Genomic DNA, 13,829 nt, shown 5'->3' on the forward strand with positions numbered 1-13,829 from the left:
TATGAATCGTCGCCTTGCTGCTGCGCTGGTCGTGATCGCGCTGCTGTGCCTCCTGCTCTCGGTCGCCCTGCTCGCCGAGGCCGGGCTGGGAGATCGAGGGGCCGTCGTCGCCTCGTGGGTCGAGGCGATGGCCACGGTGCTCGCTCTCGCGGCCGCAGCCGCGGCGGCTGTCTTCGCCTGGGGCGCCTTCCAGCTTGAGGTCCAGCGCGAGGAACGGTTCACCGAAGACCGCAGGAGGTCCCAGGCCGAACGGTTCTCCGGCTGGTGTGGCGAGGCAGAGCAGAAGATCGAGATGAATGGGAAGGTCTACTGGGACGGACTCATCGACGTGATCTATCTGCGCAACGCGTCAGATCTCCCGATGAACCGCGTCTTCGGCATCGTTCGCACGGCTGACGGGAGCAACTTGGGAAGCCTCGAGATCGGGATGGTCCCTCCGAGCGAGAACCTCAAGATCGTCCACCTCACGCAAGAGATCGCCGAGGAGGTGGACGCGGCGAAACGGACCCACGAGCGGCAGTCCGCCGAAGCGGCAAGCACGAGCATCGTCATCCCGGAGGCGTTCCAACTGCGGGTCGAGCTCTTCTTCACCGACGCAGCCAACCTCAACTGGCGTCGCCTCGCTGACGGAGAGCTCGTCCCGATCACTTAGTGAGCGCCGACCTCGGGATCACGTACTCCCGTCCGACCTTGGTGGCGGGCAGGGTGCGGCGGGCGATCCGGTCGAGCACTGCCTGACGGCTGATGCCTCCGAGCAATTCGGCGGCCTCGGTGACCGAGACGAGGTCGGGCAGCGTCTCCCAGCCCTCGCGGGCGTCAGCCTCCTCCTCGGTCATCGCCGCGACGGCGAGCGCGGGCCGGCCGCTCGCCTGTTCGACGGCCGCGATCGCGAGCAGCACGGCCTGGCGGACGTGCTCTGCGGGGAGGGTCACGTCGATCGTGACCCATCCCCGCTCGGACACGCTCACGGCGGCGTGGAGTTCAGGCAGCTGCTCAAGGAGCTGCTCGGCGCGGTCGGCGGTGGGGTTCTTCTCGGCGATCTCGATGGTGACGGTGTGCATCTTCATGACGTGTTCCGGTCCTCGGGTCTCTCTGGGATGATGGAGGTCCGAGGACCGGGGCGATTTCCGCGCCCCGGTCCTCTTCTCGTGGCCTAGGGCGGCCACTTGAACCCTGCGCGCTTGACCGCGGCGAGGCCGTTCTTCATCGAACGCCAGTCGCTCGCAGTGCCAGCGAACATGGCCACGAAGCGCCCGTCGCGATAGACCGCGATGTGGCCCTTCTTGGTGGCCTTCACGTCGAAGCCCTGCTCGCGCAGCGCCTTGACGATCTTCTTCATGTCCTTGTTCACCATCTCACCTCCCTTCTTGGGGTTTAACAAGTAAAGGGTAACACATCCCCTTGGCGTTTGGCAAGGGTCATAAGGCGCCGAGAGCGCGACAGTCACGCCTCGCGTCCCCGGTCGCCAACACGCCTGGCGAAACCGGCTATGCTTCTGGCACCGAATCCGGCTGCTGCTGCATACTCGGACCGCTACCTCTGGCCCGTGAGCGCTCTGCTCGACGGGCCTTCGTCATCTCCGGGAGGTGGCCGCTGTGGCGAAGCGGGCGTGCCTCGGTCCGGGCCGCGGACAGCGGTGCCCGACGGGCGCACTGACCGAGCAGCCACGCTGCCCGGCCTGCTCACGCGTGAAGGACCGAGCTCGGGGTACACGTCAGCAGCGCGGCTACGACGCCGAGCACGACCGGCTTCGCGCCGAGTACCAGCGCAGGATGGACGCAGGCGAGTCGTTCACCTGTTGGCGGCCCGGCTGCGGCAAGGCGATCGACCCGAAGCACTGGCACCTCGGTCACGACGACCACGACCGGAGCCGCCACCGCGGCCCTGAGTGCCCTCCCTGCAACCTCGCGACCTCCGGCCGCTCCTAGCCCCTCCAGCGGGCCGCGAGCGGCCGTGTGCACCCCCTGGGGGTACCCCCTCGCCCCCGCGACCGCGGAGGACCGGGGGAGAGGGCTCTGCGAGGTGCGCGGGGTTCAGAACTTTTCGACCCGGCGGCGCCTGGAAGGGGCGGCTCGCCACCCTTCAGCGGCCCGGCGCGATGCCGGTCGCCGCTCCACCATGCAGCGCGATGCTGCCAAGGAGTGATGCACGATGACCAAGGGAGGCGCACGTCCCCGCTCGGGTCCGGCGAAGGACCCCACCTCGCGCACCAGCGAGCGCGCGCGGCGAGCAGCGAAGAAGACCGCGACCGTCGCAGGGGCCGACGCGGCGAGCTCGTCGCCGGCTGCAGCGATCACCTCGGCCGAGTTCAACCCGCTCGCCCTGCCGGCCTCCGGCCGCGGCGGCCGCGCGCCGGCCTTCCCCCTGCCCAAGATCGTGCGGTTCGGGTTCGAGGTCGTCGACAACAAGACGGTGAAGGTCGCCGATCGGGCCATCGGCGACGCGTTCCGCAAGCGGGAGCTCGAGCTGTGGCGCGAGCTGTGGAAGACCCCGCAGGCACTGGCGTGGGAGCGCGAGCCGTGGCGGTGGCCGACGGTCGCGAAGTACTGCCGGATCATGGCCTCGACCGAGGCCGAGCCGGACGCGTCCGCCGCGCTCCTCTCCCGCGAGCGCGAGCTGCGCAACGAGTGCGGCCTCTCGCCCGACGGGCTGCGGATGAACGGCTGGGCGATCGCGCCCGACGAGTTGGCCGCGAAGCGGTCGTCCAGGGCCGCCGCCAAGGCGCCGGCGAAGAAGGCGGCGCCGGTGCGGCGCCTCCGCGGCTGACGGCTCTCGACGGTGACACCCACGGCGAAGGACCTGGAGTTCCGGGTCGACTTCCCCACCCTCGGCGACCTGGCGGACGCCTGGATCACCCGCCACTGCCGTGTCCCCGACGGCTTCGCGCGGGGCCGTCCGATGAAGCTGGCCGACTGGCAGTTCTGGATCTGCGCCAACCGGTACCGGATCCGCGAGGACGCCGTCTTCGTCGACCCTGAGGTCATCGGCGAGCTCCTCGAGCGGATCGCGACCGCGCAGTACGACGCCGACGGCGTCCTGGTCGACGCCGACGGCATCGCGATCGACGACATCAGCAACGACGACCTGCCGCTGCTCAACCAGGCCTTCTACTACCGGCGCACGCTGACCGTCGCGCCGCAGAAGACCGGCAAGGGCCCGATGTCGGCGTCGTTCGTCGCGTTCGAGGCGTGCGGGCCTTCGGTGTTCGCCGGCTGGGCCGAAGAGGGCGACGTCTACCGGTGCGCCGACAACGGCTGCGACTGCGGCTGGGAGTACGAGTACCTGCCCGGCGAGCCGAAGGGCATGCGGCATCCCTCGCCGTTGATCCAGGTCACGGCGTTCAGCGAGGACCAGGCCGACAACATCTACCGGCCGCTGCGCGGCATGATCCGTCTCGGCCCGCTGCGCAAGCTCCTCGCGGTCCGCGAGGGCTTCATCCGCGTCCTGGGGCTCTCCGACGACGACGACCTCGACCGCATCGACGTCGTCACGTCCTCGGCGAACTCTCGGCTGGGCAACCCGATCTCCGACTCCGAGCAGGACGAGGTCGGGCTCTGGTACGTCTCGAACAAGATGCTCGCGGTCGCTGACAACCAGAACCGTGGTGCGGCCGGCATGGGCGGTCGGACCCACGCCACGACGAACGCGTGGGACCCGGCGATGAACTCCTACGCCCAGCAGCTCTACGAGTCCGGGCAGGGCGACCTGTTCATCTTCTACCGCAACCCCGACCTGGAGCCGTCGCTGCGCGACCGGGACAACCGGCCGCTGTCGTTCTTGGACAAGGCCAGCCGCCGCAAGGTCCTCGAGTGGGTCTACGCCGGCTCGTGGTGGGTCAACATCGACTCCATCGAGGCCGAGGCCGTCGCGCTCATCAACAAGGGCGACCCGGCGCAGGCGGAACGGTTCTTCGGCAACCGTCTCGTCCCTGGCGGCGGTACGTGGCTCCCCGACGGACTGTGGGCCTCGGCGTATGCAGCAGCGTGACCAGGTCTGGCTGCCGAACCCGCCAGACGGCACCGCAGTGTGCGGCGGGTTCGACGGCTCGCTGAACAACGACTGGACCTGCATCAAGCTGGAGACCCGCGAGGGACTGCTCTTCACGCCCCGCTACGGCCCCGACCGCCGCCCGGCGATCTGGAACCCAGCGATGTGGCCCGACCACCAGATCCCGCGCGGCGAGGTCGACGAAGCCTGGGACGAGATCAACCGGCGCTACCGGCTGCTGCGCGTCTACTACGACCCCGGGTTCCACGACGAGGACGACTGGACCACCGAGGGCGAGGCCTGGGACGAGAAGCACGGCCCCGACGTCTTCCTGCCCTGGCCCACCAATCAGATCGGTCGCATGTACCCAGCGCTGCGCCGGTTCGAGGCCGACCTCCGCAACCGCGCCATCACCCAAGACGGGTGCCCGATCACCACTACCCACGTCGGGAACGCCCGAAAGCTCGCCAAGGGCGAGCGCTACATCCTCGGCAAGCCCTCGCAGGAGCAGAAGATCGACGCCGGCGTCACCTCGGTGATCTGCCACGAGGCCGCCGCCGACATGCGCGCCGCCGGCTGGCCCGACGCCGAGCTGCCGCCGCTCGTGTTCGGGATGTGACCACGACCCGACCCCAGGAAGGAGGCGCCGTGCCGACCAAGCCGACCGTCATGCAGTGGACCAAGCGCCTCCTGGCCAAGATCGCCGAGCAGGAGGCGTACGCCGCCCCCTACGAGCGGCGCTACGCCAACGAGCACATCCTGCCGTTCCTCGCGAAGGAGTACGCCGAGGTCTACCCCGGCCTCGTGGTCGCCTCGGCCGATGGCCGGATCGTCGACAGCGTCGTGACCGGCAGCATGCACTCGATGCTCGATGTGCCGAAGTCCGGCACGGCCGGCATCGTCGTCGACGCGCTCACCGAGCGGCTCACCCTCGGCGGGCTCACGGCCCCGGACGACAAGGACGCAGGGAAGAAGCTCGAGGCGGCCTGGGAGGACAACGACCTCGACGTCATGCACCACGAGGGCCACCGCGAGGCTCTCATCGGGTCCCGCGCCTTCGCCTCGGCGGCCCGCGAGGTTCGCGGTAACCGGGCCGTGGTGGGCATCGAGTCCATGACCCAGGCTGCCGTCAGCCGCTCCCAGTCGGCGCCGTACAACGTGGAGGCATACCTCAAGGTCTGGAAGGACGAGTGGACCGGCGAGAACGTCGGCCTGTTGCGCCTCCCGGGCCTCGACTACGACCTCTTCGAGAGCGACGCAGAGGTCTCCGATCCAGAAGGATCGGGGGAGGCCTCGCGCTGGCAGGTCAAGGGCGACCCGCGGCCCACACGGCTCGCCGGCGTGCCGGTCGTCGAGCTCGCGCCACGCTCGCGGCTGCTCAAGGACCCGGTGTCCGAGATCGCGCCCATCGCCTCCCTCGTGGACATCGTCGACCTCGTCGAGGGACTCCTAGTCTTCGCCGGACACTTCGGCGCCGTTCCGATCCGATACGCCACCGGCCTCGACATCCCCCGCGACCCGAACGACCCGTCCAAGCCACTCCTGGGCCCCGACGGCAAGCCGATGATCGGGTTCAAGCCGCGGGCCGACCACTTCTGGGTGAACAGCAACAAGGACGCGAAGTTCGGGCAGCTCGAGCCGGCCGGCCTCGCGTCGTTCGTGACCTGGGCCGAGCACGCCTCAGCGAAGGTCCGCGCGAAGACCGCGCTCGCCTCGACCTACTTCTCCCTCGACCTCAAGTCCCACATGTCCGCGGAGCTGCTCAAGACCGACGAGGCACCGATGGTGCGCCGCGTGCGCCGGATGGGCGAGTACGGCAGCCTCAACCAGGCCTGGCGCCGGCTCGGGCAATGGATCCTCGCCATCGAGTCGCCCGCCACCCGCACCCGCGTGCGGCCACGGTGGGAAGACCCCGAGACCCGCATCGAGGCGCAGCTGGTCGACCAGTTCACCAAGCTCACCGCCTCCGGTCTCGGCGTCGCGACTTGTGCCCGAGAGGTCCTTGGCTGGGACCCCGAGACGATCACGGACGCCGTCGCGGAGTACGAGGCGACGCTCGAGCGGCGCCGCGCAGCCGAGAGCGACCCCATCGAGCGCCTGAGCCGGCAGTTCCTTGGCGATCCCACGCTCGTCGGCTGAGTACTACCAGCGCCAGCAGCGGCTCCTCGCGCTGCTGCTCACCGCCGTGCGGCAGGCCTGGCGGCGCATGGACCCCTTGGCGCCCCGGTGGCAAGAGCAGTACGACGAGGACGGCGTCGGCGCCCAACTGCTGATGCTGGTCGCGGCCGCCCAGGTCGCCGCGGCCCGCGACGCCGACGCCTACATCGCCGCGGTGCTCGCCGAGCTCGACATCGTCACCGGCCCCACGACCGGCCTTGTGGTCCCTGCGGCCTTCGCCGGTGTCGCTGGCGACGGGCGCCCAGCGGCCACGCTCCTGGCGTACGCCATCCCCCGCGCTGGTGCCCGGTTCAACCAGCTCCAGGCGGCTGGGGCCCCGGATATCGGTGACCTGGAGCGACCCGAGTGGGTCTCCGACGCCGTGTGGGAGTCCCTGACCCGCGAACACGAGGAACGGCTCCGCGACCACCTCGCGCGGGAAGCGGAGCAGTCGGCGCAGCAGGCGCTCGCCGACGCCGGGCGCTGGGTCGAGACCGTCGCCGCGACGATGGTCATCGACACCGCTCGGGCCGCCGAGTCCGCCGCCACGACTGCGCACCCCGGCGCCACCGGGTACGTCCGGATGCTCAACCCGCCCTCGTGCAGCCGCTGCGCGGTGCTCGCCGGCAAGTTCTACCGCTGGAACGAGGGCTTCGAGCGACACCCGCTGTGCGACTGCCGCCACATCCCCGCCACCGAGGCGATCGCCGGAGACCTCACCGTCAACCCGCACACCTACTTCGAGTCCCTCAGCGCCCCCGACCAGGACCGGATCTTCACGGTCGACGGCGCCCGGGCGATCCGCGACGGCGCCGACATCGGCCAGGTCGTCAACGCCCGCCGTGGGATGGAGAAGGCCCAGGTCTACGGACGCGACGTGCTCATGACCCGCGAGGGCATCACGCGCCGTGGCCAGTACGGCCGAGCACGCGGCGGATTCGAGAAGCAGCGCGGCCGCCGCTACCAGGCCTCCACGCACGTGCGCCTCATGCCCGAGTCGATCTACGAGGTCGCCGACGACCACGCCGACGCGATCCGCCTGCTCAAGCTGCACCGCTTCATCACCTGACTTCCCGCCTCGCGACGAGCGGAAGGCGCCCCGGCTGCGCGCACAAGAAGCCGACCACCCCATCCAGGAGACGCGATGTCCCACACCCCGCTCCCGACCCACCCCACGCGCAAGCACCCCCGCACCGGGCTCGCGCTCGAGGCGGTCGGCTTCCGCCGAAGCGGCGCCCCGATCTGGCCCATCCTCGGCGCCTCGCCCACCGACCCGCCGGCCCCCGTGCGCCCCGAGGGCGTCACCGAGGAGGAGTGGGCCGCGCTCGGCGACCCCGGCCGCGCCGCGATCGTCCGCGAGCGCGAGGCCCGCCAGACCGCCGAGCGCGAACTGGCCGCCGCCCGCGCCCGCCCGGCACCGCCCAAGCCGGCCGACCCGCCCAAGGCGACGCCGCCGAAGCCCGCGGACCCGCCGAACCCCTACGCCGGGCCGGACATCGCGGCGATCGTCCAGCAGGCCGTCGAGGCCGCCGTGAAGCCGTTCGCCGAGCGCGACGCCCAGCGTGACGCCGAGTCCGCCGCGCAGAAGGTCACCGACGCCGTCCTCGAGGCGACCAAGGACCGGCTCCACGACGCCACGGACGCCCTCACCAACGTCGACCTCACGACGCTCGTCAACGAGCAGGGCGGCGTCGACACCGACAAGCTCAAGACCGCGCTCGACGACCTGGTGACCCGGAAGCCCCATCTCGCCAAGCCCGAAGCGCAGCGCATCGCGCCTCCGGGCATTGGAGGTGGCGGTGGATCCGCCGGCGTCTCGGAGGGCGACAAGGTCAAGGCCGTCCTCGCCGAGATGCACAAGGCCACCGGCGTCCGGCCGCTCTCCACCCCCAGCTGACCCCGGCACGGCGTAGGCGCGAAGCCACGACCACCGGACACCCCATCAGGACACCAACCGAAGGAGATTCCCGTGTCCAACTTCGCGCCCAAGCGCACCACCTACAGCACCGCGGACACCCGCTGGTGCCGCAACCTGCTCAAGGCGAGCACCCGCGGCGTCAGCGTCGCGTTCGCCGACGTCGTCAAGGACGGCACCGGCCTCGTGAAGTCCGGGTCGCTGGTCGCCGGCAAGGGACTCGTGCTCAACGAGTACGTCCACAAGACCGGCGAGACGCACCTGATCTCCATCGTCGACGGCGGTGACGTGGACCGGCGCTACCTGCCGGCTGCGCTGACCCTCGCGCAGGAGTCGGCGCTCAAGAACATCAACTTCATCAACGGCACCGTGCCGTCCTGACCCGAGAGGACCGGACAAGCATCATGCAGATCATCGACCTCGTCCCCGACCTGCGACCCACGATCCTCGCGGCTCGCCAGCTCCAGGACGCACGCAACTCGCTCGCGCGGTTCTTCCCCGTCGTCAACGTCGCCGCGGTGACGTACCGGCTCGGGCGCAAGACCCGCAACGACCAGACCGTCGCCATCCGTGCGTTCGACGCGCCGGCGATCCCGATCCTGAAGCAGGGAATCGTCGAGGTCCGTGGCGACCTGCCGGCCGTGACCCCGCTCGTGCCCTTCACCGAGGTCGACCTGAACCAGGAGCTGATCCTGGCCCAGCAGCTCGCTGGGCAGCAGGTCGACTGGCAGCCCGCGGTCACCTCCGGGGCCGGGCAGGTCGCGGCCACGGTGGACAACACGATGGAGGCCATGCGTGGCCAGCTCCTCTCGACCGGTGGCATCGCCCTGGTCGCCGAGGACGGCACCACGCACACGGTCGACTTCGGGATCCCCGGCGGGCAGATCATCACCGCCGGCGCCCCGCTCGACCCGACCAACGGCGCCGCCGTCTGGGCCGCCTACGCCGCCGCGCACCAGGTGTACAAGAACGTCGCCGGCGACAAGGCCGGGGTCGCGCTGACCACCGACGCGGTGTACATCAAGCTCGTCGCCGCGACGCAGCAGATGTTCCCCTCGGCCCCGGTGGGCATCGACCAGGTCGCGGCGTACGCCGTCAACCGGGGCCTCCCTGTCCCCGTCACCTACGACCGTCAGATGAAGGACGCGGCCGGCGTCCGGACCCGGTTCTTCGCCGAGGGCACCCTGGTGTTCCTGCCCAGCAACGACGACCCGATCGGTCGCACCGAGCTCGGCATCACCCAGGAGGCCGTCCAGCAGGTCCAGCGGGTCCAGCTCAACGGGCGCCCGGCTCTGTCGGCCGCTGAGGTCCCGGGCCTGACCATCGTCACGCTCGGCCGCGACAACCCGGTGCAGCGGGCGGTCAAGGGCGCCGCGGTCGGGATGCCGGTCCTCGGGGATACCGACGCCATCGTGATCTGGAAGGGACTGGTCTGATGGGCCGCAAGCTGAGCACGACCGCCCTCATCGAGGGTGTCGTCTACGAGGCCGGGACCGACGAGTCCGACATCGCTGGCGCCGACAAGGTGAGCGCCGACGTGTGGGCCGGTGAGGGAGACCCTGCCGGGGCGGCCGAGTCGGAGCAGGGGGACGTCGTCCCGGTGGCCGAGGTCGCCGCGCTGCGCGGGCAGTACGACGCACAGCTCGCCGATCGCGACACCCGGATCGCCGACCTCGAGGAGCAGATCGAGAACCTGACGGCTGAGATCGAGCAGCTCAAGGAGACGTCCCCGCCGGCCGACCCGACGGCCGACCCGGCGGCGCCCGTGGACTACTCGAGCCTGGACCTCGACGCCCTCAAGGCCGAGATCGACCGGCGCAACGAGGGCCGCGCCGACGCGGACCGCATCGGCAAGCGCGGCAGTCAGGAGACCCTCGCGGCCGCCCTGACCGCCGACGACGCCGCGAAGGGCTGACCCCGCGATGGATAACCCGGCAACTCCCGACGACCTCACCGCCCGTGGCTACACCGGCCCGGCGACCACCCGGGTGCAGCAGACGCGCCTGGACGAGGCATGGCGCGCCCTGCAGCGCGAGCGGGAGTTGCCGGGCCTCGTCGCCCGGATCGATTCCGGGGAGCTCGACGAGGAACTGGTGGTCGACGTCATCGCCGCCGCTGCGCTCCGTGTCCTCCGCAACCCGGAGGGCACCGAGTCCGAGTCCGGTGCGATCGACGACTATCAGGAGTCGGTCAAGTACGCCGACCCCACCCAGGACGTCTACTTCACCGCCGCCGAGATCCGCCGACTTCAGCCCGCCGTCGTCGTCCCGTCCGGCTACGTCGGCTCGATGAAGTACTGCTGAGCATGCTCGCCGACGGTCTTCCCGAGCGCCTCGAAGCCCGCCTGGAGCGCGGGCGCGCCGCCGCGCGGGCGCGCATGCGGTCGCGGTGCACGGTCAAGCGGAAGACCGGCGCCACGACCAAGGACTCCGAGGGCTTCACCGTCCCGGTGTGGGCGACCGTGCACACCGACCTCCCGCTCCGGCTCGCCGGCGTCGCCCGCGGCGCCGCCAGCTCCCGCGCGGCCAAGGTCGGCGGCGCCGAGACCCAGATCCCCGTCCGTGTCGCGAACCTCCCGCACGACACCACCGACCTCGCAGACGGCGACCTGATCGAGATCGACGTCGGCGAGAACGCCGGGCTGGTGCTCCAGATCGTCGAGGCCACCTGGCAGGACCAGGCCACCGCCCGCCGGATCCCCGTGACCGGCACCGAGCGACCCGAGGAGTGGGGCTGATGCGGATCAAGGTGACCCACTCCATCGACGACCTGGCCAGCGACCTGCGCCGCATCCCGGTCCTGGCGTCCCGCGACGTCCGCGCCGCCGTACGCCACGGCACGATGACGGGCAACCTGGTCGCCAAGGAGAACGCGCGCCGGACCGCGGGCCGGCACGGCAAGCACTACCACCGGGCGTTCTCCTGGGACCAGCCCCGCCAGTCCCTGTTCGGCGGCGCCGGCTGGTCCGGCGAGTATGGCCCCGAGGCCGGGCGCCCGCAGGGCGACATGTCGTTCGAGGAGGGCTCCCGCAACCAGCCTCCGCACGGCGACCTTGAGAAGTCCCGCGCCGGGGCGATCGGCGTGGTCGCCCAGGACGTCCGCAGGTCCATGGACGACTGGTTCTGGCCGGGACGCGGCTGACCATGGCCGGCGTCTCCAGCAACCTCGACCTCCAGCCCATCGCCGACGCGATCAAGGCGGCGATCCAGGCCGAGCTCCCCGCCCGGGTGACGGTGTACGACACCGACGACATCCCCGGTACCGCCGGCGGCAGCGACCCGTCGGGCGCGGCCCCTGCGAAGCACGTCGAGATCCACCTCAACCGCGCCGACGCGTTCCCGTCTCGCCGCGGGTCCGGCGTCGTCTCCGTTCCCGACCTGGAGCTGGCCACCCGTTGCCACGCCGGGTCGATCGCCGACGTCCGCGAGCTGCGCCGTCGCGTCGGGCGTGCTCTCGAGGACCGCGCCTACGGCCTCCTCGACGGAGGGACCGTCGGCCCGTTCGTGTTCGCGATCGGCGAGCCCGAAGAGGACGACGACACCGGCTGGGTCGGCGTCGACCACTGGACCTTCGCCTGACCGAGCCGCCTGTTCCAGGCGCACCCCACCACCTCCACCTGTTCCACCGAGCCCGCGAGGGAGACCCCGTCATGCCCCGAACCACCCCGAAGTCCTCGACGCCGCAGGCCGACCCGGACGCCACCGACCCGGCGGCCGCCGACTCCACGACCAGCGGCGACCCCGGCACGGAGACCGGCTCCACGCCGCCCGACCCGGCCGCGGACACCCCGCCGGCTCCCGCGCCGTCGGCCGCCAGCGACAAGGACACGAAGGCGCCCCAGCCCGACGAGCACGGCCGGCACCGGGTCCGAGACCTCGACACCGGCCACGAGCTCACCATCCACGCCGCCGCGCTCCCGCACGGCCGCTACCAGGTCCTCGACCAGCTGGCGTCCGACGAGCTCAGCGGCCAGCCGCTGCCGCCGGTCCACGCCGGCACCCCCGAGTCCCCTGTCGAGCCCACCACCAGCGGCCAGGAGGCCGAGAACAAGGAGAAGCTCGATGCCTGAGCCGCTTCGCACCGCACCGGCCAAGCTGTACGGCCGCCGGAACTGGATCTTCGTCCCCACGATCGCTTCGGCGACCCTGGCGCCCACCGTGGCTGAGGCCTCCGGCGCGTCCTCGCTGGACATCACGAACATCGCGTTCCTCGACGGCGCCCCGAACCCCACCGCGGAGACCGCGCTGGTCGAGATGGAGCGCCGGTTCGGCGACACCCTCGTGTTCGAGGGCATCGGCGAGACGAAGTACAGCGGCGGGGACATCACCTACGCCTTCGACGCCCAGGGCGTCGCGGCGTCCAACCCGGTCAAGCTCTGGGAGAAGTGGCTCAACGTCTCCGGCACCGTCACGGGCTTCCTGGTCGACCGGATGAACGTCCCCAAGTCGACGGCGATCGCCGCCGGCCAGTTCGTCCACGTCTACCCCGCCGAGATCGGTCCGTCGATGCCCGGCGGCAAGGGCGAGGGCCCCACTGCCGAGGGCTCCGCGACCTGCAAGTGGGCGGCCACCGCCCAGCCGGCGTTCAAGGTCGCCGTCCTGGCCTGACCCAGACCCGCAGGCGGGGCGGGTTCGACAGCCGCCCCGCCTGCGTCCACGTCACCTCTGTCGAACCCCGCTGTCGAAACCCTGTCGAGAGGAACACCACCATGCCCCGCAAGACCATCCCGATCTACGCCGACGGTGACCTCGACCGGCTCACCGAAGCCCGCCAGGCCGTGGCCGTCGCTGAGCGCCGCGCGCAGGAGGCCCAGGCACACCCGCGCAGGCTCGGCGACAACGTCGACCCCGACGCCGAAGTCACCGCGGCGCAGGCGGCGTACGACAAGCTCATCGACGCCGCGGCCGAGAGCGCCGAGGAGTGGATCGTGGACTCCATCGGCCACGAGGACTGGCGTGAGCTCGTCGCCGCTCATCCGGCGCGGAAGGTCCAGGGGACCGGCGACGAGGCGGCAGACGTCACCCACCCCGACGACGAGGAGTGGGGCGTCAACGTCGAGACGTTCCCGAAGGCTCTCCTGATGTGGGTCGACCCTGAGGACGACGAGCACCGGACTGTGCTCAAGGCCGGTGACATCGAGCTTGTCGGCCTGAGTCGTCGGATCAAGCGGCTCTCGATGGGCCAGTTCGAGACCCTGTGGGTGACGGCGTTCATGCTGAACACCGCGGGTGTCAACGACCCAAAAGCAACGCGGTTCTCGCCCAGCGTGCCGAGGTCCGACGAGACCTGAGGATTGCTCGTTCGCTGGGCCTGACGTTGGCCCAGTTCGACCGGCTCGGCCCTCGGGAGCGGGACCTCTGGATCCTCGACAACCAACGCCAGAGGACCACCTGCCCGGACTGCGGCAACCCCATCGCGGAGTGCTCCGACCCGGACCGGTCCTGGTACTCCTACCGGCGCATCTGTTACGCCTCGATGGAGGTCAGGGCCGCCGAAGACGCGTACGCCGACCTGCATGAGAAGGCGCCGTACCACGACGGCACGTTCACGTCGTGGAACACGAAGCGGACGACCGAGTTCCCGTTCCACCACTCCCACGGCGTCAACTTCGGCGTCGCTCGCGAGGACCTCACCCCGTGGGACACGTTCACCACCGAGCGCGACGCGTCACCGATCCCGCCCTCTCCTGGCGGCCAGCCTGAGGCCGGCGCCGGCGGCTGATCGCCGGGCGCAGGTGCCCGCTCTTCCATCCCGCTCGGCGGATATCCCC

At 71.0% G+C, this 13,829-nt stretch carries 20 protein-coding genes; 18 read left to right on the plus strand and 2 right to left on the minus strand.

All coding sequences use genetic code 11. The annotated features are described in order from the left end of the window. Nucleotide 1: 1 nt before the first annotated feature. Nucleotides 2–652 (plus strand): hypothetical protein, encoded by a 651-nt coding sequence (locus tag M0M48_RS10600; protein ID WP_257751107.1) that lies wholly within the window; start codon nucleotides 2–4, stop codon nucleotides 650–652. Here M0M48_RS10600 and M0M48_RS10605 read toward each other — a convergent pair. Both M0M48_RS10605 and M0M48_RS10610 read right to left on the minus strand, forming a co-directional pair. After that, nucleotides 645–1,067: a helix-turn-helix domain-containing protein gene (locus M0M48_RS10605; protein WP_257751108.1), complete on the minus strand. Its 423-nt coding sequence runs from the start codon at nucleotides 1,065–1,067 to the stop codon at nucleotides 645–647. The two genes, M0M48_RS10600 and M0M48_RS10605, sit on opposite strands and share 8 nt — an antisense overlap. A gap of 86 nt (nucleotides 1,068–1,153) precedes the next feature. Continuing rightward, nucleotides 1,154–1,354 (minus strand): hypothetical protein, encoded by a 201-nt coding sequence (locus M0M48_RS10610; protein ID WP_257751109.1) that lies wholly within the window; start codon nucleotides 1,352–1,354, stop codon nucleotides 1,154–1,156. Between the two features lie 797 nt (nucleotides 1,355–2,151). Between M0M48_RS10610 and M0M48_RS10615 the strand changes: the two genes are divergently transcribed. From M0M48_RS10615 to M0M48_RS10695, 17 genes are all read left to right on the plus strand, one after another. Continuing rightward, on the plus strand, nucleotides 2,152–2,766 hold the full coding sequence (locus tag M0M48_RS10615; protein ID WP_257751110.1) for a hypothetical protein: 615 nt from the start codon (nucleotides 2,152–2,154) through the stop codon (nucleotides 2,764–2,766). 12 nt (nucleotides 2,767–2,778) lie between these two features. Continuing rightward, a complete protein-coding gene (locus M0M48_RS10620; RefSeq protein WP_257751111.1) occupies nucleotides 2,779–3,987 on the plus strand; it encodes a terminase in 1,209 nt (402 codons plus the stop codon). After that, nucleotides 3,974–4,606 (plus strand): terminase, encoded by a 633-nt coding sequence (locus M0M48_RS10625; protein WP_257751112.1) that lies wholly within the window; start codon nucleotides 3,974–3,976, stop codon nucleotides 4,604–4,606. Before M0M48_RS10620 ends, M0M48_RS10625 begins: the two co-directional genes overlap by 14 nt. Nucleotides 4,607–4,635: 29 nt before the next feature. Beyond that, nucleotides 4,636–6,126: a hypothetical protein gene (locus M0M48_RS10630; protein WP_257751113.1), complete on the plus strand. Its 1,491-nt coding sequence runs from the start codon at nucleotides 4,636–4,638 to the stop codon at nucleotides 6,124–6,126. Beyond that, nucleotides 6,101–7,213, plus strand: a complete 1,113-nt coding sequence (locus M0M48_RS10635) for a hypothetical protein (protein WP_257751114.1) — start codon at nucleotides 6,101–6,103, stop codon at nucleotides 7,211–7,213. The genes M0M48_RS10630 and M0M48_RS10635 overlap by 26 nt, the downstream gene beginning before the upstream one ends. A gap of 75 nt (nucleotides 7,214–7,288) precedes the next feature. Further along, nucleotides 7,289–8,041: a hypothetical protein gene (locus M0M48_RS10640; RefSeq protein WP_257751115.1), complete on the plus strand. Its 753-nt coding sequence runs from the start codon at nucleotides 7,289–7,291 to the stop codon at nucleotides 8,039–8,041. Nucleotides 8,042–8,113: 72 nt separating this feature from the next. Continuing rightward, nucleotides 8,114–8,440 carry a hypothetical protein gene (locus tag M0M48_RS10645; RefSeq protein ID WP_257751116.1) on the plus strand — a complete coding sequence of 109 codons (327 nt, stop codon included), beginning with the start codon at nucleotides 8,114–8,116 and terminating at the stop codon, nucleotides 8,438–8,440. A gap of 23 nt (nucleotides 8,441–8,463) precedes the next feature. Beyond that, nucleotides 8,464–9,495: a major capsid protein gene (locus tag M0M48_RS10650; protein WP_257751117.1), complete on the plus strand. Its 1,032-nt coding sequence runs from the start codon at nucleotides 8,464–8,466 to the stop codon at nucleotides 9,493–9,495. After that, a complete protein-coding gene (locus M0M48_RS10655; RefSeq protein WP_257751118.1) occupies nucleotides 9,495–9,974 on the plus strand; it encodes a hypothetical protein in 480 nt (159 codons plus the stop codon). Before M0M48_RS10650 ends, M0M48_RS10655 begins: the two co-directional genes overlap by 1 nt. A gap of 7 nt (nucleotides 9,975–9,981) precedes the next feature. Then, the gene (locus M0M48_RS10660; protein WP_257751119.1) at nucleotides 9,982–10,362 is read left to right on the plus strand and encodes a hypothetical protein; all 381 of its coding nucleotides are present in this window, start codon (nucleotides 9,982–9,984) and stop codon (nucleotides 10,360–10,362) included. A gap of 2 nt (nucleotides 10,363–10,364) precedes the next feature. Then, a complete protein-coding gene (locus tag M0M48_RS10665; protein WP_257751120.1) occupies nucleotides 10,365–10,796 on the plus strand; it encodes a DUF6093 family protein in 432 nt (143 codons plus the stop codon). Further along, a complete protein-coding gene (locus M0M48_RS10670) occupies nucleotides 10,796–11,200 on the plus strand; it encodes a hypothetical protein (RefSeq protein ID WP_257751121.1) in 405 nt (134 codons plus the stop codon). Before M0M48_RS10665 ends, M0M48_RS10670 begins: the two co-directional genes overlap by 1 nt. A 2-nt stretch (nucleotides 11,201–11,202) precedes the next feature. Beyond that, nucleotides 11,203–11,637, plus strand: coding sequence for a hypothetical protein (locus M0M48_RS10675; RefSeq protein ID WP_257751122.1), 435 nt, complete (start codon nucleotides 11,203–11,205; stop codon nucleotides 11,635–11,637). 71 nt (nucleotides 11,638–11,708) lie between these two features. After that, complete coding sequence (locus M0M48_RS10680) at nucleotides 11,709–12,128, plus strand: hypothetical protein (protein WP_257751123.1); 420 nt, start codon at nucleotides 11,709–11,711, stop codon at nucleotides 12,126–12,128. Further along, complete coding sequence (locus M0M48_RS10685; protein ID WP_257751124.1) at nucleotides 12,121–12,666, plus strand: phage tail tube protein; 546 nt, start codon at nucleotides 12,121–12,123, stop codon at nucleotides 12,664–12,666. The genes M0M48_RS10680 and M0M48_RS10685 overlap by 8 nt, the downstream gene beginning before the upstream one ends. Nucleotides 12,667–12,767: 101 nt before the next feature. Beyond that, nucleotides 12,768–13,349 carry a hypothetical protein gene (locus M0M48_RS10690; RefSeq protein WP_257751125.1) on the plus strand — a complete coding sequence of 194 codons (582 nt, stop codon included), beginning with the start codon at nucleotides 12,768–12,770 and terminating at the stop codon, nucleotides 13,347–13,349. Nucleotides 13,350–13,375: 26 nt separating this feature from the next. Next, on the plus strand, nucleotides 13,376–13,780 hold the full coding sequence (locus tag M0M48_RS10695; protein ID WP_257751126.1) for a hypothetical protein: 405 nt from the start codon (nucleotides 13,376–13,378) through the stop codon (nucleotides 13,778–13,780). Nucleotides 13,781–13,829 lie beyond the last annotated feature (49 nt).

It is taken from the genome of Pimelobacter simplex (genome assembly GCF_024662235.1).
Classification (GTDB): Bacteria; Actinomycetota; Actinomycetes; order Propionibacteriales; family Nocardioidaceae; genus Nocardioides.